This window comes from Vibrio sp. 779(2023), from assembly GCF_033344285.1.
Lineage (GTDB): Bacteria > Pseudomonadota > Gammaproteobacteria > Enterobacterales > Vibrionaceae > Vibrio > Vibrio alginolyticus.
This window is the reverse complement of record NZ_JAWPOM010000021.1, coordinates 58,904-82,326: the sequence shown is the minus strand read 5'-3', so window position 1 is coordinate 82,326 and position 23,423 is coordinate 58,904. Positions and strand designations below refer to the sequence as shown.

Annotated in this window: 22 protein-coding genes; 14 read left to right on the top strand and 8 right to left on the bottom strand. The window is 43.2% G+C overall.

Annotated features, from left to right (window positions below):
• A partial coding sequence (locus R8O70_RS20570) for a cadherin-like domain-containing protein (protein ID WP_318184335.1) occupies window positions 1–1,436 on the bottom strand: 1,436 nt, incomplete at its 3' end.
• Between the two features lie 400 nt (window positions 1,437–1,836).
• On the opposite strand from R8O70_RS20570, the gene R8O70_RS20565 reads away from it, so the two are divergent.
• The 6 genes from R8O70_RS20565 to R8O70_RS20540 all read left to right on the top strand — a co-directional run bounded on the left by R8O70_RS20565 (window position 1,837) and on the right by R8O70_RS20540 (window position 8,036).
• Window positions 1,837–3,147, top strand: coding sequence for a TolC family outer membrane protein (locus R8O70_RS20565; RefSeq protein WP_017821962.1), 1,311 nt, complete (start codon window positions 1,837–1,839; stop codon window positions 3,145–3,147).
• Between the two features lie 2 nt (window positions 3,148–3,149).
• A complete protein-coding gene (locus R8O70_RS20560) occupies window positions 3,150–3,764 on the top strand; it encodes an OmpA family protein (RefSeq protein ID WP_005377354.1) in 615 nt (204 codons plus the stop codon).
• A 175-nt stretch (window positions 3,765–3,939) separates the two neighbouring features.
• Window positions 3,940–4,293: a DUF2750 domain-containing protein gene (locus R8O70_RS20555; RefSeq protein ID WP_005377352.1), complete on the top strand. Its 354-nt coding sequence runs from the start codon at window positions 3,940–3,942 to the stop codon at window positions 4,291–4,293.
• Window positions 4,294–4,480: 187 nt separating this feature from the next.
• Window positions 4,481–6,451 (top strand): tetratricopeptide repeat-containing diguanylate cyclase, encoded by a 1,971-nt coding sequence (locus R8O70_RS20550; RefSeq protein ID WP_318184334.1) that lies wholly within the window; start codon window positions 4,481–4,483, stop codon window positions 6,449–6,451.
• Between the two features lie 87 nt (window positions 6,452–6,538).
• The gene (locus tag R8O70_RS20545) at window positions 6,539–7,237 is read left to right on the top strand and encodes an IclR family transcriptional regulator (protein WP_017635969.1); all 699 of its coding nucleotides are present in this window, start codon (window positions 6,539–6,541) and stop codon (window positions 7,235–7,237) included.
• A 106-nt stretch (window positions 7,238–7,343) separates the two neighbouring features.
• Window positions 7,344–8,036, top strand: a complete 693-nt coding sequence (locus R8O70_RS20540) for an SDR family oxidoreductase (RefSeq protein WP_258624438.1) — start codon at window positions 7,344–7,346, stop codon at window positions 8,034–8,036.
• Between the two features lie 198 nt (window positions 8,037–8,234).
• Here R8O70_RS20540 and dkgB read toward each other — a convergent pair whose 3' ends face one another.
• Window positions 8,235–9,035 (bottom strand): 2,5-didehydrogluconate reductase DkgB, encoded by an 801-nt coding sequence (dkgB, locus tag R8O70_RS20535; protein ID WP_025768152.1) that lies wholly within the window; start codon window positions 9,033–9,035, stop codon window positions 8,235–8,237.
• A 112-nt stretch (window positions 9,036–9,147) separates the two neighbouring features.
• Between dkgB and R8O70_RS20530 the strand changes: the two genes are divergently transcribed.
• Both R8O70_RS20530 and R8O70_RS20525 read left to right on the top strand, forming a co-directional pair.
• Window positions 9,148–10,053: a LysR family transcriptional regulator gene (locus tag R8O70_RS20530; RefSeq protein WP_005377343.1), complete on the top strand. Its 906-nt coding sequence runs from the start codon at window positions 9,148–9,150 to the stop codon at window positions 10,051–10,053.
• A gap of 132 nt (window positions 10,054–10,185) precedes the next feature.
• The gene (locus tag R8O70_RS20525) at window positions 10,186–11,091 is read left to right on the top strand and encodes a TIGR03571 family LLM class oxidoreductase (protein ID WP_053304417.1); all 906 of its coding nucleotides are present in this window, start codon (window positions 10,186–10,188) and stop codon (window positions 11,089–11,091) included.
• A gap of 115 nt (window positions 11,092–11,206) precedes the next feature.
• Here the strand turns inward: R8O70_RS20525 and R8O70_RS20520 are convergent, their stop codons facing one another.
• Window positions 11,207–12,091, bottom strand: a complete 885-nt coding sequence (locus R8O70_RS20520) for a LysR family transcriptional regulator (protein WP_005377338.1) — start codon at window positions 12,089–12,091, stop codon at window positions 11,207–11,209.
• 159 nt (window positions 12,092–12,250) lie between these two features.
• On the opposite strand from R8O70_RS20520, the gene R8O70_RS20515 reads away from it, so the two are divergent.
• The 3 genes from R8O70_RS20515 (at window position 12,251) to R8O70_RS20505 (ending at window position 15,143) form a co-directional block, all read left to right on the top strand.
• A complete protein-coding gene (locus R8O70_RS20515; RefSeq protein WP_017635963.1) occupies window positions 12,251–13,432 on the top strand; it encodes an MFS transporter in 1,182 nt (393 codons plus the stop codon).
• Window positions 13,433–13,575: 143 nt separating this feature from the next.
• Entirely contained in the window at window positions 13,576–14,097 is a 522-nt protein-coding gene (locus R8O70_RS20510; protein WP_053307056.1) for a TetR/AcrR family transcriptional regulator, read from the top strand.
• Window positions 14,094–15,143, top strand: coding sequence for an alcohol dehydrogenase family protein (locus R8O70_RS20505; RefSeq protein ID WP_017635961.1), 1,050 nt, complete (start codon window positions 14,094–14,096; stop codon window positions 15,141–15,143). The genes R8O70_RS20510 and R8O70_RS20505 overlap by 4 nt, the downstream gene beginning before the upstream one ends.
• A 205-nt stretch (window positions 15,144–15,348) precedes the next feature.
• Here the strand turns inward: R8O70_RS20505 and R8O70_RS20500 are convergent, their stop codons facing one another.
• Window positions 15,349–16,260 (bottom strand): GlxA family transcriptional regulator, encoded by a 912-nt coding sequence (locus R8O70_RS20500; protein WP_213891899.1) that lies wholly within the window; start codon window positions 16,258–16,260, stop codon window positions 15,349–15,351.
• A 120-nt stretch (window positions 16,261–16,380) separates the two neighbouring features.
• Between R8O70_RS20500 and R8O70_RS20495 the strand changes: the two genes are divergently transcribed.
• The gene (locus R8O70_RS20495; protein WP_005377333.1) at window positions 16,381–16,899 is read left to right on the top strand and encodes a cysteine hydrolase family protein; all 519 of its coding nucleotides are present in this window, start codon (window positions 16,381–16,383) and stop codon (window positions 16,897–16,899) included.
• A gap of 120 nt (window positions 16,900–17,019) precedes the next feature.
• Complete coding sequence (locus R8O70_RS20490) at window positions 17,020–17,781, top strand: transporter substrate-binding domain-containing protein (RefSeq protein WP_258624446.1); 762 nt, start codon at window positions 17,020–17,022, stop codon at window positions 17,779–17,781.
• Window positions 17,782–17,878: 97 nt separating this feature from the next.
• Here the strand turns inward: R8O70_RS20490 and R8O70_RS20485 are convergent, their stop codons facing one another.
• Window positions 17,879–18,952, bottom strand: coding sequence for a permease (locus R8O70_RS20485; RefSeq protein ID WP_250155405.1), 1,074 nt, complete (start codon window positions 18,950–18,952; stop codon window positions 17,879–17,881).
• A 346-nt stretch (window positions 18,953–19,298) separates the two neighbouring features.
• Between R8O70_RS20485 and R8O70_RS20480 the strand changes: the two genes are divergently transcribed.
• Window positions 19,299–20,291, top strand: a complete 993-nt coding sequence (locus tag R8O70_RS20480) for a zinc-binding dehydrogenase (RefSeq protein WP_258624449.1) — start codon at window positions 19,299–19,301, stop codon at window positions 20,289–20,291.
• 147 nt (window positions 20,292–20,438) lie between these two features.
• Here R8O70_RS20480 and R8O70_RS20475 read toward each other — a convergent pair whose 3' ends face one another.
• The 3 genes from R8O70_RS20475 to R8O70_RS20465 form a co-directional block, all read right to left on the bottom strand.
• Window positions 20,439–21,341 carry a homocysteine S-methyltransferase family protein gene (locus tag R8O70_RS20475; protein ID WP_053304412.1) on the bottom strand — a complete coding sequence of 301 codons (903 nt, stop codon included), beginning with the start codon at window positions 21,339–21,341 and terminating at the stop codon, window positions 20,439–20,441.
• Between the two features lie 276 nt (window positions 21,342–21,617).
• On the bottom strand, window positions 21,618–22,352 hold the full coding sequence (locus tag R8O70_RS20470) for an amino acid ABC transporter ATP-binding protein (protein ID WP_005377326.1): 735 nt from the start codon (window positions 22,350–22,352) through the stop codon (window positions 21,618–21,620).
• Window positions 22,353–22,366: 14 nt separating this feature from the next.
• Entirely contained in the window at window positions 22,367–23,314 is a 948-nt protein-coding gene (locus R8O70_RS20465) for an amino acid ABC transporter permease (RefSeq protein ID WP_005377325.1), read from the bottom strand.
• Window positions 23,315–23,423 lie beyond the last annotated feature (109 nt).

The following is a 23,423-nucleotide window of genomic DNA, read 5'->3' as shown; positions in this document are numbered from 1 at the left end:
GAAACGCTAAACGTTAACTCACTATCCACGTTATCCACATCGCTGAAAGCGGTATTCAGATCGATGCTGTATGGCGTGAAATCTTCCGCCAAGGTTTGGTCTGCGAGGTTGCTTTCAACCACAGGTGTGTCGTTCACCGCATTCACCGTGACGTTGACCGTCGCTTGGTCGGTCAGCGAACCATCGGTGATGGTGTAAGTGATTTCAGCATCGCCATGGAAGTTCTCAGCCGGTGTGAACACCAGTTTTCCATCAATAATTTCGACTGTACCTTGTGTTTCAGGTACGGACGCCGATTGGATAGACAGCGTATCGCCATCGATGTCGGTATCGTTTGGCAGGACATCAATCGTTACTGAGCTATCTTCCTCTGTAATTGTTGTATCATTAGAGGCAATAGGCGCATCGTTAACTGAGTTTACTGTTACCGAAACTTGGGCTTCATCCTCTAACTCACCATCTGAGATGGTGTAGCTAATCGTTGCATTACCGTTGAAATTTTCAGCCGGAGTGAAAACAAGCTTACCATCGATAATCTCAACGATACCTTGCTCTTCTGGTACAGAAGCAGAGGTAATGATTAAATCATCACCTTCAATATCACTGTCGTTAGCGAGCACATCAATTACAACCTGGGAATCCTCGTCAGTTTGAATCGCATCATTAGTTGCTATTGGCGCGTCATTAACAGGCGTAATATCTAAGTTAGCAGAGCCATTAATAACACCGCCACCGCCATCGTTATCAATAATGTCATAGGAGAATGACACTTCAGTGTCATCATCAGCCTCTGGAATGTAAGTCCAAGATCCATCGCTGTTATCAATTAAGGTGCCATTCCCACTCTCAATAGTGACGTTTGTAATGACAAGAGTATCGGCATCATCAATATTGACATTAGATAGTAATTCTTCAGTAGTTATCGTGATTGGATCGCTATCTTCCTCAACAGCGCTTAATGTCACTGGAGAATTAGTAAGTGGCTTACTTGAGCCATCCCCACTTGTCTCGATACCTGTTGTGAAGAAGTCATTTAAGGTCAACGCTTGAGTTTCAGATAAGCCGAGGGATTCTAAGCCAATAGTTTCAAAGTTTGTTGAGGCTAGCACTTCATTACCATCTCGTACAATCGTGGCACTATTTTGCAAACTGGAGCCACTATTTTCACCCGCTGCAGGTGCGAGTTCTTCATCAATAGCAGAAGGGTCTTGACCTTGCTCAATAGCACTAATAATCTGTGCTACATCGTCTGAAATATCTTTTAAACCTTGCTCTTGAGCAAGCTGAATTTTCAGGTCTTGAGGCGCAGCATCTGTCATTGCCACTATCACTTCACCTGGTAGAGGCTGCTGTCCTTCTGCAAGGACTCTCAGCTGCCCATCCAAACCTATTACGACGACTTGATTACCGAGTGGCACTAATGCTGTACGATCCATATAAACCTTAACCCTAAATAACTGTCAAGTTTTTGACTAACAATACTAATTTGCTATATATTGCCCGAATATATAGTGCAATAACAGCAATTTGATGCTCAATAAAGTAATTATGTGTCATACATCAATAAGAATCCAGATGCATAAGTGTTTTATTTTATTAAAATCTGGACACTCGTTTCTAGCCATTACCTCCATCTTTAATTTGAGATCTTAATTCAAGTTTTAGGCAGATTTAGTAGGTTGATTTATCAAAATTGAAACAAATGAACAGCGAATCAACAGGTTACTTCATCGCATATTAATGTTATTGTGCGCTAAATTATTGACGCCCTTATAAGTATTCCACTTATAAGCCCTATCACCTCGAGAATTTTTACCATTATCTAGGAGAATCACAGTGAAGTGGACTCGTGCCAACGCCTTTTGTATTGGTATGTTCACCGCTAGTCATGCGTTTGGGCAAACGCTAGAGCAAGCGGTTGAAAACACATTAAAAACCAATCCTGACATCAAAAGTGCGTTCAATGAATTCGTTAGCAAGCAGTATGTGAATGAAGCATCTGGTGGTGCTTACCTCCCATCCGTAGACTTAGATGCCGGTATCGGTTACGAAGGAATCAAACCCGCAGAGTCAGGGCGAGATTCAACCGACCTGACAAGAAAAGAAGCCACCGTGACACTAACCCAGCTAATATGGGATGGCTCAGCGACACTTAATGATATGGATCGAACAGCAGCTGATGCTGAATCGGTCCGTTATCAACTTCTAGCTGATGCCCAAGACACCGCTCTAGAGGTCGCGAAAGTTTATTTAGACTCAGTAAAAGCTTATGAAATTCTTACACTTTCCGAGAATAACTTGAAAGTGCATAAGAAGATCTATGAAGACATTAAAAAGCGAGTTAACTCAGGTATCGGTTCTACAGCAGACCTAACCCAGGTAGAGGCTCGTTTAGCAAAGGCTCACGGTAACTTGGTGGCAGCTCAGAACAACTTATATGACAGCCACACCACCTTTACACGCCTTGTCGGACAGTCACCACAAGGATTGATTTTCCCAAGAGCGGACCAAAACTTTATTCCCTACACCATCGATGAAGCGATTGACTTGGCATTCGAGTCACACCCAGTAATCAAAATCTCGGTAGCTGATGTGGACTCTGCAAAGTTCCAATACAAGCAATCTAAGGGAGCTTACTACCCAACGATATCGGTAGAAGCGGCTCAAACATGGCGTGATGATGCAAGCGGTATTGAAGGAAGCAGCGAAGAGACAACAGCGATGTTGCGCATGCGTTACAACCTCTTTAACGGTGGTAGTGACGTAGCCAACGCTGAAAGTTTTGCCTACCAACTAAATAAAGCAAAAGACTTAAGAGAACGTGCATACCGCCAAGTCGAAGAAGGTCTTCGTCTATCTTGGAGTGCGTTAGATTTAACACTTCAACAAAAAGAGTTCCTAGCGGATCACGTAGATTCGGCCTCTGAAACTGTCATCGCCTACGAAAAGCAGTATCGCATTGGAAAACGCACTCTGCTGGACTTGTTAAATACTGAAAACGAACTTTTCGAAGCGAGAAAGAACTACTTGGATGCTCGATACTCAGAGCAGTACGCCAAGTACCGCGTTATGAACGCGACTGGCCAATTGTTAAATGCCTTGCGTGTCGATGTACCTACAGAATGGAATGAAAAGGTGGAGTACTGATCATGAAACCAGTGAAGATTCTATTTGCATTGGGTATGCTCGCCATCACTCAACACGTTGTTGCTGAAGACGAATATGAGTATCGTCCTGTACCAAATGCAGAACAAATAGCAGATTTGCAAGATGACGATAACGATGGTGTCATCAATGCTCGAGATATGTGCCCAGGTACACCTGAAGGCTCAGAGGTCGACAACGACGGTTGTGGAGAATACATTAAAGCATCAGATAACATGCAAGTGCGGATACTTTTTGCTAACGACTCTGATGAGATCAATCCAGTCTTCAGAAGACAAGTCCGAGAGCTTTCCGACTTTTTAAAAGAGTACCCTACTACTTCGATAGAGCTGCACGGCTATGCTAGTAAAGTTGGTGGTTCAAAGCATAACCAAGATCTTTCTGAAAGACGAGCACGCAATGTCCGTGAAGCCCTACTAAGCTACGACATCGAACCGAGTAGAGTCCGCATTGTTGGTTTTGGTGACACTCACTTAGCACAGCAAGGGACCGATGAAGTCAGCCATGCTTTAAATCGTCGAGTAACCGCATCAGTCGTTGGTTACAAAGGCGAGATAAAAAGAGAGTGGACAATATTCACAACTCTTCCAGAAAGGTAAAGTACCTGTTTTTGTTTGCTCTGCAAGCACAAAGCAAACAAAAACGAGTGAATACTTAACCTCAGAAAAGGAGCTTCGGCTCCTTTATTTTTACTCATTTCGACAACCGTATTATGCTTTAGGAATCGGCACTTTAGTGTTACTCTAGCCACGTCATAACAACGAGAGTTTTGAAATGAGCAAACTTACATCAGATATCCAAGCGAACCTTGACCTTTTTGTTGCAGAAACGAAAGAAAACCAATTGGTTTGGGGTTTACGCAATGAAGAAGGTTGGCTATCTTGCGATTCAACTGAATTCGAAAACAGCGAAGTCATGCCTTTCTGGTCTTCTAAAGAAGATGCAGAAGCACATAATGTTGAAGAATGGGCAGATTTTACTGTACTAGAAATCCCATTAGATATCTTTGTTGAAGATTGGCTTTTGACTCTTGCTGAAGATGGTGTTCTTGTTGGAACTAACTGGAACGATCAGTTAGAAGGCAAAGAAATGGAGCCTCAAGATCTAGCAAAGCTTTACATTGATTAAAGATTTCTGACCTTAACTTTATGTTGAGGTCTTTCTTTTTTATGCCTCTTCTTTCAATATCTCGACCAAGTGCATAGTTTTACTACTCTTTTTCTTAGTACACCCAACTTAATCACAACGCTGATGCGTTAAAAGCGCTATGATAACTCAACTTTAAAGGCACCTTAAATTAAAGGCTCGTTTAAACATGCGCGTGCTCTATCCCTTGCTTGCGTCACTTTTGCTCACTCCATTATATGCAAGCGACACTCAAGATATTGAACCAAACCAAAATATCACACAGTGGCACTCTGTCTACCAAGCCACACTACGAAGCAACCCTGAGTCGGCATTGAGCATGCTTCAAGATCGCTACCATACAGCGAAATCGGACAGCGAAAAGCTCTACGTAAGTGGATTGATTTATGAATATATGTCAAACATAAATCAGCCTTACTATGGCAGCAGTCAAGTCTTAGACAACCCTTTTTCTCAATTAGAATCAGAATATATTCTTGCGTTAAATGAACGTAAGCATGGTAGTTACGAGGCCTCAGTAGATAGCTTTTCTTCTTTGCGACAGACAATGAAGAAAATATCCGATTCCGAAGGCAAGGCTCTGATGAACTATCAACTTTGTTATACGCTGAATCAACAAGGTCGTTATCACAAAGCAAACTTTTATTGCTCATCCTTAGAGAGCCACTTAAATCATAAGCATCAAGAAAACTTCCCTGTTGATCTTGCTTTGCGCGTAATAGCAAATAACTACAATTACCGCGGTGACTATGAAAAAGCCTTAAGTTTGTATCGACAGTTGATGGCCAACATGTCGACGCAAAGCGATCCTTCAGGGATTTACAATGACGTCGGCAATTTACTTGCAGAGCTGGGGCAATTTGAACAATCAGAGCAATATCTCATTCAAGCCTTACTGGTTCGCCAAGATGAAGGGACACCTCTTGAAGTTGCGCAAGTCGAACATAGTCTAGGAGCGATGTACAGAAAATCCAAAGAACTCGATAAGTCCATCAGCCACTACAAAAATGCATTAACGATTCTCGAACAACTTCATTATCCATACGGGCAAGGGTTGACCTATTTAGGGTTATCTGCTGCTTTGGCCGATTCTGGGCAATTGGATACCGCGGTAGATTACATTGGAAGAGCATTAAACATTGCCCAAACTTATGAGAATACGCACCTTGAAACAGAGGGTCATTTGGCTGCTGGATTGGCATATTTAAAGAACCATACACCCGAAAAATCGATTGAACACGGTACAATTGCGTTAAGATTAGCGGTAAAAAACGCTAGGCCCTTATTGCAAGCGCAAGCCCAATTACTCCTCTCAAAAGCATACCAAGCTCAAAATGATTACAAAAAGGCGCTGGAGCATCACAAGGCCTACTCGACGATTGAACTAACGAACCGAGACGCGAGTAATATCAAGGCGTTAGAGGCACTAGATCTCACTAAAAAAGAGTATGAATATGATCTACAAGTCGCGCAGTTGAACAACGAAACTCTTCTAAGTCAGTATCAGTTTGAAAAACTCACAGACCAACAACGCACTTATAATTTTGTTGTTTTCTGTTTATTGCTTCTCCTCGCTCTGGCATTGATGATTCAGCGACAAACACGCTTAAAAGCCAAAATAGACAGCTTAACGTGTGCATTAAACAGAGCGGCAATTATAGAGACGATTAAAAGCCAAACCTCCAAAGCGGAAGGAGACTTCCGCTACGTTCTAGCATTAATCGATCTAGATGACTTTAAGGCGATTAATGATCAGTATGGTCATCCAACTGGCGACTTAGTACTACAACAGGTGTGCAAAGCGCTTAAAGCTAAACTTAATAAGGGAGAGTACTTGGGTCGTTTAGGTGGAGAAGAGTTTATCTTGCTATTGAAAAACGTCGATGAGATTGACGTTCCCTTTAGAATACAAAGTCTGCATAAAACAATTTCAGAAAAGAGCGTACATTCGCTTAATAACCATCAATTGAATATATCTGCGAGTCTGGCCTATCTATCAACCTCAATGCCACTCACCAACTTTGATGAGCTCTATTCGAGATTAGACCAAGCGTTATACAATGCTAAGAAGCAAGGAAAAAACTCCCTTGTGGACGCATACAACGAGCCGATCAGTTTAAGTGCTGAGTATATTCTCTAATAAAGCCAAACCACCAGCGTAGTGGTTTGTTATAGGTGGAAGCATCAGTAAGCCATTCAGATGCAACACCATCATCAAGGAGTCTTTGTGCCCAAGGCAAGAAAAAACATTCAGTCTCTAGAGCGAGGTTTTCTAATCCTCGAGTTGCTCTCGATGAGTGAGTCTCCCCTATCATTACAGACGATCAGTAATGCGATCCAGTTAAATAAGACGACTGTTCACGGGTTACTTGCGACTCTACACTCTCTTGGATATGTATCCAAACACAACCATAGCTACAGCCTAGGGTTTAGATGCTATGAACTGTCTAAGCCGATTGAACAAAAAAACGAAGCTATCCGACAACATTTTGTTCCATTGCTGAAAAAAATGGCCCAAATGACTAACAACACTGCTTACCTCGCTGTACAAAGTGGCGCTAAAGAGTACTTGTATATCGATGCTATAGAGCAGGATAACCCTCTTACTATCCGTAGCCCGAGAGGGAAACGAGAAGGACTCACAACATCTGCGATCGGCAAGGTTTTTCTTAGTTTTGATGATGAGCTTCGCCGAACATTGCGCCTTGAAAGCCAAATATCCCCCACGTTAGAAACTGAACTTAATCAGGTTGTATTATCAGGTTACGCACTCGATTTAGAAGAGGCAGAGCCAAACCTCAATTGCTTAGCGATCCCCCTTTATTTGGATGGTAAGGTCGTTGCTGTTGCAGGTGTCAGCGGTGCTGCCTCCGAACTGACGGTCACTAGGCTAAAACACTTTGCCAGCATCTTTCTCAAACTTTAAGGTTTGACAATGTCGAATCTTAGGCCATTTTTGTACTGTTTTGATTACATGCTTATACGTCGCCTCTAATATGGTCGTTGTTCAACTCAACAACGTAGGAGAAGCGATGTCTACTGTATTAATCACTGGCGCTAACCGTGGCTTAGGCTTGCAATTTGTCCGCCACTACCTTGGAAAAGGTTGGCAAGTTATCGCAACTTGTCGTTCACCAGAAAATGCTAAGCAGCTCAATGAACTAGTAACCCAATCTAATCAACTTCAACTGATGGCTCTAGACGTCACTAACCAACAAGATATCGTTCAGTTAGCCACTCAATTAGCGGATCGTCCGCTCGATCATTTAATTCTTAATGCAGGTGTATTAGGCGAAGAGTGTGCAAAGCTTGGCGAAATGACCCAGAAAAAATGGCTAGAAGTACTAAACATAAATACCGTCGCACCTGCCCTGCTAATTCAAGCCCTACAAGACAACGTTGCGAAAAGTCAGCACAAAACCATCGTGGGAATCTCAACCCGAGTTGCGAGTTTAAGCGATAACAGTTCAGGTAACATGTACAGTTATCGAGCATCTAAAGCAGCGCTTAATCAGGTTCTAGTATCAGCAGCACGCAATCTCGAATCGCGAGGAGTAAAAACTGTCGCAGTTCATCCCGGCTGGGTAAAAACCGATATGGGCGGTGAGGACGCAACCTTTTCTGCCGAGGAAAGTGTTGCAGGCATTGTTTCGGTCGCAGAACAGCTAACACTTGAGCAATCCGGAAGCTTCCGCGTATTTGATGGCTCTACAATTGACTGGTAACTGATCTCTAAATGACGTCTCCCGGCCAAATTGAAGGCCAGGAGAATACAGTAAACTAATAGGCCAAAAAGATAAAAGCTCGCACTATCGTCAGACAAGCGAGCCGTTATCGTCTATGGTGTTGTACTACTGTCAAACGCTGAGGAAGTCAGCGATTGCAGAGGTGTCATTTAGGCAATGATTTCCCGTGAAACTCACTCAATCATCCCACTCAGGCGCTAGCCCTTCAGGGTTTACTTCGCGGCCATTTCTTTCCAACGCATCTATCTTAGCAATCGCCTCTTCACCCAGATTAAGTTCAAGTGCTTTCAGGTTACTTGCTAAATTCTCTCGTTTAGTTGAAGACGGGATCACCGCGTAACCTTTTGACAAAGCCCAAGCAAGCGCGACTTGAGCTGGCGTGGCCTGATAGTCCTCAGCAATACCAGCAATAGTTGGGTCCCCAAGTACTTTCCCATATGCCAAGGTCATGTAAGACGTTACCTGAATATCGTTTTCCTGCATGAAGCTGACCAACTTACGATTTTGCAAATAAGGGCTAAGCTCGATTTGGTTGGTAACAATATTCTCTTTACCGACCACTTCTATCGCTTGTTGCAACAAGTCAATATTAAAGTTAGATACGCCAATATTACGGGTTAACCCTTGCGATTTAGCTTCAAGTAATGAAGCCATGTATTCGTTCAAGTTATTGTTATTGCCAGGCCAGTGGATCAAGGTCAAATCCACATAATCTGTATTTAGCTTTTCTAAGCTCTCTTTTAGACTTGGAATGAGTTGTTCCGTGTTCATGTTATCAACCCAGATCTTCGTCGTAATGAATAGCTCATCACGTGCAATACCGGACTGTGTCAACACTTCACCGATTTCTGCCTCATTACCGTAAATCTGTGCAGTATCAATTACGCGGTAACCCACTTCTAACGCATTACGGACTGAATCCTTAACTACTTCACCCTCTAAACGAAACGTGCCGACGCCAAATGATGGTACTTTCATCTAAATCTCCTGAATTATCGATTTTATAGTTGATTCGAAGCAAAACTTTACGCCGCAAGAAACTTTCCGTAAAGTTAACAATACTCAAATCTAATTTGAAATATATTCAACAATGAAAGCTACTCTAGATGAAATGCGCACCTTTATGGCCGTGGTCGATACGGGTTCAATCAGCTCTGCGGCTGAACTGTTATCGATGACCGTCTCTGCGGTGAGTCGATCGGTATCTCGGCTAGAAGCCAAACTCGAAACGACCTTGTTAAATCGCACAACCCGTAAGTTAGATGTTACTAATGAAGGAACGATATACCTCGATAAAGTCAGACATATTGTAGAAGCAGTAGAGAATGCCGAAGCACAACTGAAAAGCCAGAAATATAAGCCTTCTGGCCTCCTACGAATAAACGCAGCTACCCCCTTCTTACTGCACGTACTAACGCCGCACATTGCTAAATATCAGAGCTTGTATCCAGAAGTCGAAATCGATCTCAATTCCAATGAGGAAAATATTAGCCTTTTGGGAACAAAAACCGATATTGCTTTTCGTATCGGTGAGCTACAAAACTCAACCATGCGCGCGATATTTCTTGGTAAAAGTCGGATTCGAATCGTCGCGAGTCCAGAGTATTTAAGACAACATGGTACTCCAACCTCAATAGATCAGTTACTCAATCACAAGCTACTTGGATTCAACAAGCCGGAGTATCTTAAGGAATGGCCGATCATGGATGATAAGAACAAACTTCTGCGTATTATGAGTAGCCTAAGATCTGATAATGGCGAGACGCTAAGATGTTTAGCCTTACATGGTGCGGGGATAGCTTGCCTGTCTGACTTTATGACCTACTCTGACCGACAAGCTGGTCGCTTAGTGGGCGTGCTTAGTGAACACACGCATAATGTCGAACAGCCCGTTCATGCGGTGTATTACAAAAATGCCAGTACCTCACGCCGGATCAGCTCTTTTATTGACTTCATCAAGCAAGAAATCAAGGTAGAGAACCACCAGTTCCTTTAAAGACCACCGCTGTTTGTGGCAAAACACTTTTGTCTTTTTGCCGCTTTTTCTCACAACAAAAATCTCATAGTGTCCTGAATATCAGGGAGGCACCTTGCCTCCTAGTACTCACAGTAATAGTCAGGCTTCATAATGCATAAAGATTTAAGTAACAGATTCACCATCGGGGTTGAGCTCCCCCTAGATAATGACTGGACCCAAGAAGGCCAGAAAAAACGCCTGCTCCAACGAAAACCGTTCGGCGTACCAGACATGAGTGCACATAAACAGCGTATTATGTTAGCCGATAAGTTAGGCTTTAACGTAGCGTGGGTGAGAGATGTCCCGTTGTACGACCCTAACTTTGGAGACGCGGCACAAATTTATGAACCGTTCAGTTATCTTGGCTATCTCTCTGCGTGCACCGACAACATTCTACTAGGGACAGCAGCGATAGTATTACCGTTAAGACAACCTTGGCTAGTGAAAAAAGCCGCTGCGACCATCAACGAGTTAAGTGGTGACCGCCTGATACTCGGTGTGGCTAGTGGAGACCGCCCTAGTGAATATCCCGTTTTTAATGCCAACTTTAACAGCCGTGGCTCAGCTTTTCGAGAAAGTGTAGAGATTTTGAAAGATACGCAAAATGATAAGCTGGGTAACGATCTACAGTTATTACCCGAGTTTGCTGATATTCCTATCTATGTCGCAGGGTTAGCGCAGCAAAGTCCACAATGGATAGGAGAAAACCTAGACGGCTGGCTCGCCTACCCAGGCACACCTGATGATCATGAACACCGCGTTGCACTTTGGCGCTCCGTAGCGGGAAACAAACCCTACGCCAGCTTTATTCATCTTGATTTAGTCGATAACCCAAATGCACCAGTCGTTCGGCATCATTTTGGTATCCAGGCCGGAGTCAATGGCTTGAGCGATGAGCTAGAAAAAATGCAAGAAGCAGGAGTCAATCACATCGGGTTGCATTTCCGTCGTAATAGCCAACCAATTGATAAATCAATGGAACAGATCGCTCAGTACGTGTTGCCACGCTTTAACTAAGAGCAAATAAAAATATGTGCCACCTTACTAAGGGGTGGCACGCTAGGCTTGGCAGTTGGAAAAACAAAAGCTGCAATAACGACAAAACTCTTTTGTTAAAACAACAATAATAGTGTTATTTTAAAGTAAGTCTTGGTTGAATAAAGTCGATGAACGCGGAAATACGCTTAGAGACTGAAGAAGATTTGTAGAACACAGCATTGACCTGTTCTCGTCCAGTATTTGTGATTTTTTCCGATTCAAACAATGCCACTAACCGTCCAGAATCAAGATCATCTTTCACCATAAAGCCAGATAAACATGCAATGCCGTTCCCTGCCAGCACTAACTGTCTAACCGTTTCACCACTGCTGGATAGGATATCAGGCTCTATCATCTCAAACCCTCGTAATGGCCACTGATTTAACACTTTAGCGCCAGAAAAACCGATCAAGTTATGACTGCGCAAATCGCTCACCGCTTCAGGGAAACCTCGTTTAGATAAATAACCAGGCGTGGCAACAATAAATAGTGGGCTTGTTCCTAAAGGTTTAGCATGCAGTGTTGAATCCGATAATCGTCCAATACGTATCGCCACATCGGTTCTTTTTTCCAATAGATCCACAAAACCCTCATTAGAGGTAAGATCGAGCTGAATATCAGGATAAGCCTCTTTAAATGGCTGAATTAACGGCACGAGTTGATGTAAAACAAATGGGCTAGCGGCATCAACTCTTAAGCGCCCCTTGGGTAATTCACCTCGTGTGATGATCTCTTCTTCAGCTTGCTGTATTTGTAGTAAACCTAAGCGAACCGCTTCAACAAACTGATGCCCTTCCTCAGTAACTTCCACTCTGCGTGTCGTGCGATTCAGCAAGGTTACCCCCAACTGTGATTCAACTTTACTAACCGCACGAGATACCCTAGCGACTTGAATACCTAGTGCATCAGCAGCGGAAGAAAATCCACCACTATCCACAACTGCCATGAGAATCTCTAATTCATCTGATCGGGTTAACATTTCATCCCCTTTCTTAACTGCGCATTTTCATCATTTATAACAAAAGTATTTTGTAATAAACACCATTTTTCGCAACGAATAACTCTTTAATAATACACGACATGGAAACGGGCTATTCGTTTATCCATTCATATTCAATGATTATAAGAGAGAGTTGTTATGCCTTTAGCTTTACTTGCATTGACGCTGAGCGCCTTTGCTATTGGAACCACGGAGTTTGTAATTGTCGGTCTGATACCGACTATGGCCTCCGACCTCAACGTATCATTACCTTCAGCGGGTCTTTTAGTTAGCCTGTACGCACTTGGTGTCGCGGTTGGTGCTCCCGTTTTAACAGCGCTGACTGGTAACTGGAAAAGAAAGTACGTTCTGCTTTCTGTTATGGCACTGTTTGTTCTTGGCAATCTGTTAGCCTGGCAAGCACCTGGATACAACACACTAGTTACAGCAAGGATACTGACCGGGCTTGCACACGGTGTGTTCTTTTCGATCGGCTCGACTATCGCCACTGGCCTAGTGTCAAAAGAAAAAGCCGCTAGCGCAATTGCTATTATGTTTACCGGTCTCACCGTAGCTCTAGTGACGGGCGTGCCACTTGGCACCTGGATTGGCCAGACATTTGGTTGGCAGGCAACCTTCCTAATCGTCGCGATCCTTGGAATCATCGCACTGATAGGAAGCGCTCTGCTAGTGCCGAGTAATCTGAAACAACCACCAGCAACCAAGCTGTCATCGCAAGTAAAAGTCTTGACTCAGCCTCGTCTACTTTTGGTGTACGCAATCACCGCGCTCGGTTACGGTGGTACGTTCACAGCCTTCACTTACTTGGCTCCTATTTTGGAAGAAGTTTCGGGGTTTGGCTCTAGCGCTATCAGCCTAATTATGTTGGTTTATGGTGTATCAGTCGCATTCGGCAACATCTGGGGCGGAAAGATGGCCGACTCTATGGGGCCAATCAAAGCTCTGACAGCGATTTTCTCGGGCCTAATTGTGGTATTGCTCGTGTTTAGTGTCACAGCATTTAATCCAATTTCTGCAGTAGTGACCATTCTTGTCTGGGGTGCCTTTGCCTTTGGTAACGTTCCAGGACTTCAAGTTTATGTTGTCAAACTAGCAGAGAAATATTCACCTGATGCAGTCGACGTCGCTTCTGGTCTCAACATTGCTGCATTTAACGTAGGTATTGCACTGGGTTCTTGGGGCGGTGGCCTTATCGTGGCCAATGCTGGGCTGATGCACACACCTTGGATTGGCGCGATCGTAGTATTAGGTGCTCTACTACTAACCCGTTTCAGCGGAATGCTAGACAAGCGTGGAGAGCAGCACGCAACGGCACACTGATTCACGTTCCGAATCTATAAAAATCACTTAAATTAGCCCGGCATTACGTCGGGCTTTCAATACAGAGTTTAAATACACCATTGACTGAGGTAGAAAGTTTATTCTACCCTTAGGTAAAACAAACGTTCTACCTGGTGTATCAAATAGTGAAAGAAAAAATCGCAGCAAGCCTAGAAAAAGCATTCAGTCAGTATGGCTTCGCCGAGCCTAGCGTACCCCAACTCAAAAACGCCTGCGAAGTCAGCCTGAGAACCCTGTACAAATACTACCCCTCCAAGGAAGCGATGATTGTTGCAGCTCTCGAGCATCGCCATCAAAGGTATTTGAGTTTTTTGCTCGAAGACGCCCCTGCCAATGGAACACCGGCTGTATTACACCTATTCACTCGCCTCGAGGATTGGATGAAGGAGTTTGCACCGAATGGCTGCATGTCCATCAATGCATTAGCAGCCTATCCAGAAAATCTATCAATTAATCAAGCAGTAAAACAACACAAATTGGCGGTCCGTCAGCTTATGGGCCAACTAAGTCAGCGAGAAGACCTCGCAACCACACTCTTCTTGTTACATGAAGGTCTATCCAACGCATGGCCGGTTCTCGGTCACGCTGCCTTTGCATCCGCTGAACGCACTCTGCTAGAACTAATGAAGGAGAACAATCAATGACCACAATCCCGAAAGTCATGAAAGGCGTCCAACTTATCGGTCATGGTGGGCCAGATATGCTTCGTTACCGCGATGATCTACCTGTGCCAGTCCCCTCGCCTGATGATGTATTGATCCAAGTTGCCGCTGCCGGAGTCAATAACACCGACATCAATACCCGAACAGCATGGTATTCTAAAAATGACGCCAATAGCATGGATGCAAGTTGGTCAGGAGACGCGCTATCTCTCCCTCGAATCCAAGGTGCCGATGTATGCGGTACCATCGTCGCTGTTGGTGAGAATATCTGCCCATCACGAATCGGTCAGCGTGTGCTTATCGAACCATGTATTACGCGCTTCCACAGTCAAGCACTTAGCTCGCCTTGGTACTTCGGTTCAGAATGTGATGGTGGCTTTGCTCAGTTCACTGTTGTTGACAGTAAACATGCATATGCTGTGAATAGTAGTTTATCGGATATCGACTTGGCCTCCTTCCCTTGTTCTTATTCAACTGCCGAGAACATGCTTGTCCGCTCTAATGTCACAGCGAGCGATACCGTACTGATTTCAGGGGCATCCGGTGGTGTTGGCTCTGCCGCAATCCAACTGGCGAAGGCGCGTGGAGCATACGTCATTGCTATCGCCAGCCCAGAAAAGAAAGAACAGATCACGGCATTAGGAGCAAACCAAGTTATCCCTCGCGATGCAAATTTAACAGCGACTCTCGGAGAAAACAGCGTTGACGTAGTGATTGATTTGGTCGCAGGAGAGCAGTGGCCACAATTTCTTCAGGTACTAAAGCCAGGATCAAGATACGCTGTTTCCGGCGCCATAGGCGGCCCAATTGTCGAGCTGGATGTAAGAACTCTTTACCTTAAAGACCTAGCGTTATTTGGTTGTACCGTTTTGGCACCAGAAGTATTCGGTAACTTGGTTCGCTATATCGAACAGAACGCAATTCGTCCCTTAGTCGCGGAGTCATTTCCCTTGAACCAGATAGGTCAAGCGCAAGAAGTATTTTCACGCAAGCAACATATTGGGAAACTGGTTTTGGAAATCACATAGCTTTTGTGATTAACAACGACCTATACAAGTCATTGTAATTTGAGAACCCTTTAAGCATTCTACAAAATGTTCAGTAATTAGGAGTGCGCTACGGTTGGCTTAGCTTGTTATCCCTTTTCATCACGCTAAGCCAGCTTGTAAAAATATGCGGTGTTTGCTTCTGAGTTATAAATGTTTAATACCAACATTATCTTACTTCTGGCGTTCATGAACAGAACCGAGATCTGAACGACTTCGGTGTTAAACCTACGATTCTATTAAATATTTTCCTGAACGCGCTCACATCTTGGTAACCCACTCTAAATGATATTGCGTCAAATGTTAGGGTTGTCGACTCAAGTAAATCACAAGCTTTTTGTACTCTTAAGCTTTGTATGTATTGGTTAACATTGAAACCTGTCGCCTTTTTAAAGCGTCGCTGCAATGTCCTTTCTGTTAAACAACTCAACTCTGCAAGCTCTTTATTGCTCAGTTTTCCTTGATAATGATCGTTTATATAGTGCTGTATTTGAACAATTACCTCATCACCATGTTGGAAGTTTGGAGTAAACTGTTGATAAAAGCGTTGCTCTCTCGGACCAGTATCAATAACCAACATTTTTCCTAACAGGCGCATTACTGCCGGTGACGCAAATAAGGAAACCAACTCCAAACCTAAATCCACCCATGACATCATACCCCCAGCCGTAATGATCGTTCCTTCGTTAATAAGGATGGCTTCTTGTCTTACGTGGATATCGGGAAACTGACTCGCTAATGAAGGAGCCAAGCCCCAGTGTGTTGTACAAGACTTATTGGTCAGCAACTGGGTTTGAGCAAGAATAAAAGTACCAGCGCAGGCGGAGGCTAAAATCGCACCTTTACTATATTGGACATTTAACCAGTCGAGTAGCTCTGGCTCTGGTTCTAAGTAGTATTGACCAGTGCCGCTAGGCGGAATCATTACCGCTGTTTTCACATCGAAGTGCGTGTTTGGCCAGTGATCCAATATCTCTACTTCAAAGTGCACATCAACGCCCAATTTAGCCGCCGCACGGTTTGCCATCTCGAAGAGTTCGCTTAAACCATATACGGAGGCTTGCGAGCTATCTGGGTAATTAACGAGTGCTATTTTCATTTTCAATTATCTTCAAGTGTCGCTTTTTGACTCTTTTGTGTCATTTTAGACTCTAAAGAAGGTAGCTAAAAGTCTTTATATTATTCGTACCGCAATGATTCTGAATAAAAGGAAAAGAAAATGACTCAAAAAGCCCTACTTGTAATTGATTTGCAAAACGACTATTTCCCAGAAGGAAAGTTTCCTTTATGGAATACAGAATCAACTTTAGACAATGTTAAGAGAGCAATAACTAAAGCCAATGAGCAAAACATTCCTGTGATTCATATTCAGCATATTGCCGATCCTGCCATGGGCATTGCCCCATTCTTCAATGAAGGCAGCGACGGTGCCAATATTCACCCAGAAGTTCTTGCTTTAGCGCCGAATTCCGAAATCGTGGTAAAGCACTTCGCAGATAGCTTTGAAGGAACACGTTTAGAAGAAGTATTGGCAAGCAAAAATGTAACGGAGTTACTTGTATGCGGAATGATGACACAAAACTGCGTGACACATACTGCTATTTCAAAATCTGCGGACAAGTATGATGTTTCGATCTTAATGGATAGCTGTACCACGGTCGATGAAATGATTCACAACATTGCACTTCACGCTGTCTCAACGAGAGTTCCCCTCGTAACTATTGAAGATAAGCTGTAATACACGCAAAACCTTTCGCTCACACAATGCGGGCGAAAGGTCACACATATATGCACTTTCATTGATATTTGCTTACTTTGTGTTAAACATTGATTTCCAAATAGTTACAAGGAAACGTTTATGAAATGGATAGTCGTATTGTTTATTAGCTTATTTTCAGTTTTCAGCCATGCGAAAGAGTGGAAACAAATTCGCTTCACTGTTGAAGGGGCTTACCCCCCATTTAGCTGGACGACAAAAGAGGGAAAGCTAGAAGGGTTTGAAGTCGACCTCGCTAACGCGTTATGCAAAGAGTTAGAAGTAAAGTGCGTTATCTCAAAAATGGATTGGGATGGCATCATCCCTTCTCTCCTTAGTCGCAAGAACGATGCGATTATTGCTGCAATGACAATCACAGAAGAACGAGAAAAGAAAGTCGATTTCACCGTCCCTTATGCAAAAGTACCGACTCGTTTTGTAATGAAAAATGATAGAGAAATCAACATGGATGACGGCAGCCTAAATCGTTTATCTATTGGAGTTCAAAGAGCCACAATTGGTGATAAGTACCTTTCTGCCTTGTATCCAGATATTGATATTCGTCGTTATGGTACGTTCGATGAGGCATTTACCGATCTACTCAATGGACGGTTAGATGCTGTATTTGGCGGCTCAATCGGTTTAAGTGCTGGTTTTCTTGAAACTGCACAAGGTGAAGGCTATCACTTTACTGGACCAGCGTTTACAGAGGAAAAGTGGTTCGGCCGTGGCATTGGCGTAGCAGTGAGAAAACAAGACAAAGAATTAAAAGCATTACTCGATAGCGGAATACGAAAATTGATCCAGAGCGGTAAGCATAAAACCATCGCCAGCAAATATTTCTCCTATAGTATTTACGAGTAATCTCGTTATTTTTTATAGCCTGCGCGGTATAGGAAACTTCCCTTTCCCTATATGGCGACAAAAACAGAGCCCTCGAGCAATCGCCCGAGGGTTATTTTTATAAAAAAGCCCACGTATATAAGTAACCCGCTCCCATGGCCATCGTTAAGATAACGATTAGGAAGGCAGCGATCATTTGGTTCTTAAAAATTGATTTCAACAAAATCACTTCTGTAAGACTTGCGCCAGCACTACCAATAATAAGCGCCATAACAGATCCAAGAGCCATACCTTTTTGTACTAGTGCCGCGCTAAGTGGAATGACCGCCTCTGCACGGATGTACAATGGAATACCAATGATTGCTGCGACCGGAATCGCGTACCACTTCGCTTCACCAGCGAACTCCGCAATGAACTCCGTCGGGATGAAGCCATAGATAAATGAACCAATCGCAATGCCCATCATGAGATAAGGGAACACTTGCTTAAAGTCTTTCCAAGTTGATTGCCAAATACGTGCCCAGCGGCTAGGTTCTTTCTCTTCCAAGACTGTCGCTGTTGCACTACCGTCTGATGAGCAGCAAGACACTTCCACTTTAGGTTCAGGTTTTGGTGCATCACCACAGCAAGATGTTTTCGCCGCAACTGGCGTAGGTTCATTGCAGGCGCTGGTACCACAGATTGATGCTGGTCTCGCTTCTTCTTTTTTCTTGCTTGAATCGCCACAAGAAGTACCGCACGAAGAAGAACCTACCGCTTGATATGCTTCTGGTTTGACGTAACGTTCAAACCCTAGTTTTTCAAGTACATAGCCTGCTACCACTGATACTGACATCGCGATAGCAAAGTAAAATACCGCAACTTTCCAACCAAAAGTCACCACAAACAAGCCAATAATCACTGGGTTAAGCAACGGGCTTGCAAATAGGAACACCATCATAGGTCCAAAACCTGCTCTTGCACGCAACAAGCCTTTTAAGAAAGGAATGGTCGAACACGAACAGAAAGGCGTAATCGAACCTAGCAACGCAGCAATGAAGTAACCTTTACCCTTTTTCGAGCTGAGAATAGATTGAATTTTTTCTGGCGTTAGAAAATCTTGCAACACACCGACAATGTAGCTAATTGCCAGAAATAAGATGATAAGTTCGGTTGCTAGAAACGCAAACATATCCAGCGCTTCTTTAGCCATAGTTATAATTTCTGTATTCACATTTACTCTCCTCGTCATTTTTCGCTAACAAGCTTACCTGATAGATAAGCCTTTATTTCGATATTTCTGGAATTATAGAATCACAAAACAAAAGATCAACAAAATATTTCCATAAAAATGGAATAATAAAACTAGTCATTACTTATCATAAAGTTACATGTCATTAGCTATGCAGACTGGTTGTCGATGATAATTTCAGAGCATCTCGAATCCTTTTTATCAAACATAACCTAAAATTATCAAAATAAGAAAAAACCATAATTATTACAGTACTACCCTCTGAGTTAGTATGACTTTCGACCATTCTTAATAATAAGGAAAACCTATGAGAGCGATAACTTACCAACGAGATAACGATACTTTCTCTTTATCCGAATTACCTACACCAAAACTAGAAACCCAATTTGATGTATTGGTTAAAGTTAACGCTGTTGGTTTGAACCCTGTCGATGCAAAAATTCATTATTGGTCAGACATGGTCACTAACATGGGTAACAATTTTGTTGGCGGGTTAGACGTATCAGGAGAAATAGTCTCTGTAGGCGATGCGGTCGTTGATTGGAAGGTTGGCGATAAAGTGTTGTATCACGGAAACATGAGACGCCATCACGGTGGATTCGCTGAATTTGCTATCCATGATTCAAGAACGCTCATAAAGCACCCTCAGGTTTCGGTTGAAGTGGCAGCATCTACACCTTGCGCAGCCTGGACCGCATATCGCGCTTTGGTAGACAAGCTCGATATTTCAAATCGAAGCAGCATTTTTATCGCCGGAGGTGCTGGTGGCGTTGGAAGCTTTGCTATTCAGTTAGCAAAGACATTTGGTGTTGAACAGATCATTGCTACTAGTTCAGAAGCTAATCACGCATATTTGTCCTCGTTAGGAGCAACCCATATGATTGATTATCATCATGAAGATGTAGTTCAGCGAGTAATGGACATTACCGGAAATCATGGCGTTGAGGTTGCACTCGATTGTGTAGGCGGTGATAACGACCGAATTGCAGCCTCGGTGTTAACCTTTGAGGGAGAAATGGTGGAGCTCGTCAAGACTGTCGACCCTTCTCAATATCCAGATGCCTTCTTAAAAGGCTTGGGCTTCCACCAAATAAGTTTGGGCTCTGGTCATGTCTTTGGCGAGAGAGGGTTTGCAAGTATCGTTAATGCCGGAAAGGAAGTGTCTGAGCTATTAGAAAATGGAGAATTGGAAGTACCGAAACTGAAGATCATCAGCTTAGAGGATGTAGGTAACGCACTCTTGGACATGCGAAATCAGAGAACAGTTGGAAAGATTGTCGTTAATCTGAACCAAAAATAATTAATAAAGATCTCGAGGCAAACTGGCAAAGTAATGAGCAAGTTAAAGCATCTTGTTACTTTGCCAGATATGAAAGACCTTTATTTTGTCTATAACGATGAATGAAAAACAAAACCTCTTGCCATACTTCCCTGCGCTTCACCAAAATTAGGCGTTTTCGAGAGTGTCTCTCCAAGTCGCTAGCAATTTAATATGACGTGGTTCAATCCCACAGCAACCACCAATAATGCTTGCTCCCTGCGCATGCCACTTTTTAGCATACTCAAGATATTCAGTCGGAGAGAAATGACGAACTTCCTGAATGGTCTCGTTGGCTTGGTGCGCTTGCTTTATCGGAGCAAAGCTATTTGCGAAAACACCTATCGTCAATTCTCTACCTGACTCACTCAATACTGCTTGTGTATCTATGATCGCTTGCTCGACAACTTCAGGAATAGAGCAATTGAAAAAGATACCTGAAACATTTGTTTTCAACAGCGTATTAACCGCGACTTTAAGAGATTCCCCTGAGCGAAGGCGAGGCAAAGAGTTAGGCTCATCCATTAAGGTGAAAGCAATATAATTGGGCTTATCTGTTTTGGCTAAAATTATTGATAGAACTTCAACTTCAGCGAGGCTAGACACGGTCTCAGCTAACCAAATATCAACATATTGATCTTGAGCTTCAAATAACTCAGAAGCCACTTCCAGTGCCCTTTTCGGCTCGAATAATTCAGGCCTGTAAGACCCCATTACAGGAGGAAGAGAGCCCGCAACGAGCACTCTATCGTTAGAGCTGGTGACTACATCTCTGGCAATTTTAGCTGCAGATTTTGCTAACTCAGTCCCCCGTTTTGCATAGAGTTCCTCGCCTAAGTGAAATGGGACACATGCATAACTGTTGACAGTGATAATCTCTGCGCCAGCGTCTATGAAATTCTCATGGGCCATTTTTACATGTTGTGGTGATTCAATTAGCGCTTGTGCACTCCAAAGCGGCTGAGAAAAAGGGGCGCCAATACGTTTCAACTCTCGCCCCATGCCACCATCTAAAATTGTTACTTTCTTCATTTAGACATCCATACCGCCAAACATCCATAAGCTCTATTCAAACAAAATTTTTATCAATTCAAAATGAAATTGTTATGTTTAAAGTGAACAAAGACTTAATGGCTGATTAAACACTTTAGTATTTACCAGACCTTTCATTCGGACCAAGCTAATGTTATCGCCATTAACTTCGAGTAAAAAGCCCATTATCTATGTCTCTCGGCGAGGCGGGCGTTACGAGCCACAATAGTGCATGAAGTGATTGAGGGGCTAACCCTCAATCAAATTTTCTTTTTATTATAAGACCTTAGATAAAAATTTCTGCAATCTAGGATTGGAGGGGTTATCAAAAAATCGCTCAGGAGAGTCAGAAACCAAAAGCTCACCATCTTCCATAAACAACACCCTATCAGCGACCTCTTTTGCGAAACCCATTTCATGAGTAACCACGACCATGGTCATTCCGTCCTTGGCCAAATCTTTCATCACATCAAGAACTTCTCCAACCATTTCAGGGTCTAGTGCTGATGTGGGTTCATCAAACAACATAATGTTGGGTTTCATTGCTAACGCACGAGCGATTGCGACGCGCTGCTGCTGTCCACCCGATAAATGATTAGGATAATTATCCATTCTCTCCGACAGACCGACTTTATAAAGCAAATCTTTTGCTTCTTTCTTCACCGATTCAGGGTCACGTTTAGAAACCTTTAAAGGTGCTAACATGACGTTCTCTATCGCCGTTTTATGTGGAAAAAGGTTGAAGCCTTGAAATACCATGCCCACATCAGCGCGTAGTTTATTGATATCCGTAGATTTGTGGTACATATCGATACCATCTACGATAATAGACCCACTGTTTATTGTCTCTAATTGATTGATCGTCCGTAAGAATGTTGACTTACCAGAACCTGACGGTCCTACGATGACAATCACTTCCCCTTTTTCTACATTTACCGATACGTCCTTGAGCGCATGGCAGCCATTAGGGTAAATTTTATTAATTGTTTTTGCTGAAATAATGTATTCCATTAATGACTCCACCATTAATCACTTGCTGCCAATTTCTTTTCTAACGTTTGTATTGCCCAAGATAAGGTACTAGTTAGAAGCAAATAAAGGGCCGCAACGGTAAACCAAACTTCAAATGGGGCAAAACTACCACTTACGACTTCCCTACCCGCTTTTGTCAGATCAGTAATCGAGATCACGGAGACGAGTGAGGAATCTTTTATCAGGTTGATAAACTGCCCGGCTAAGGGAGGTAATGTCTGCTTAAACGCTTGAGGTAAAATGACATAAATCATCGCTTTGGGATAATTCATTCCTAGTGAACGCGCCGCTTCCATTTGTCCTCTTGGGATTGACTGGATTCCTGACCGCACAATTTCTGCGACGTAAGCGGCGGTAAACACGGAGAGCGCTATCACTCCCGCAGTAAAACGCTCAAGGTCAAGCACAGTACCAATAAAGAAGTAAACGATAAAAATCTGTACTAAAAGAGGCGTTCCACGAATGACCTCGACATAAACAAGCGCCAGCTTTTTTAATGCCGGATTGCTGGATATGCGCATTAGTCCAACAACTAAGCCTAACGCTAGAGCAATGATAAGTGACCAGAGTGAGATTTTAATGGTCGTCACAACACCATCTAAAATTGGGCCAGAGCGCCACTCTTTTATAGTTGCTAAGGTATCTCCTTCAAAAATAAGATCACCTTCATAGACGTCCACAGACTTATATTGGCTTAGTTCAAGAACAATATCACCATGAATACTCTCCAGAGCCAGTTGGTTATTCTCGTCGAGAATGATGTTCCCATCGACAGGCGCGGTAATGGATGAAGCAGCGTTAGTGGCAATATAAGGAAGGACACGCTCCCAATTCCAGCTGTAATCGATTCGCTTACCTGACAGATAGACAAGACCGCAAATTGATAGCAAAACAAGAACAAAAACAGCGTTCCACAATAGGGATTTAAAGTTATTTTGCATGTGATTCCGAGAATGACTTTGATTAAAGTTGGTTGGGTATTTGAATAAAGAAAAGCGTTAGCTTCACAGCGCGAACCGTTTGGTTGGCGATGAACCGAGCCAGAAGCTA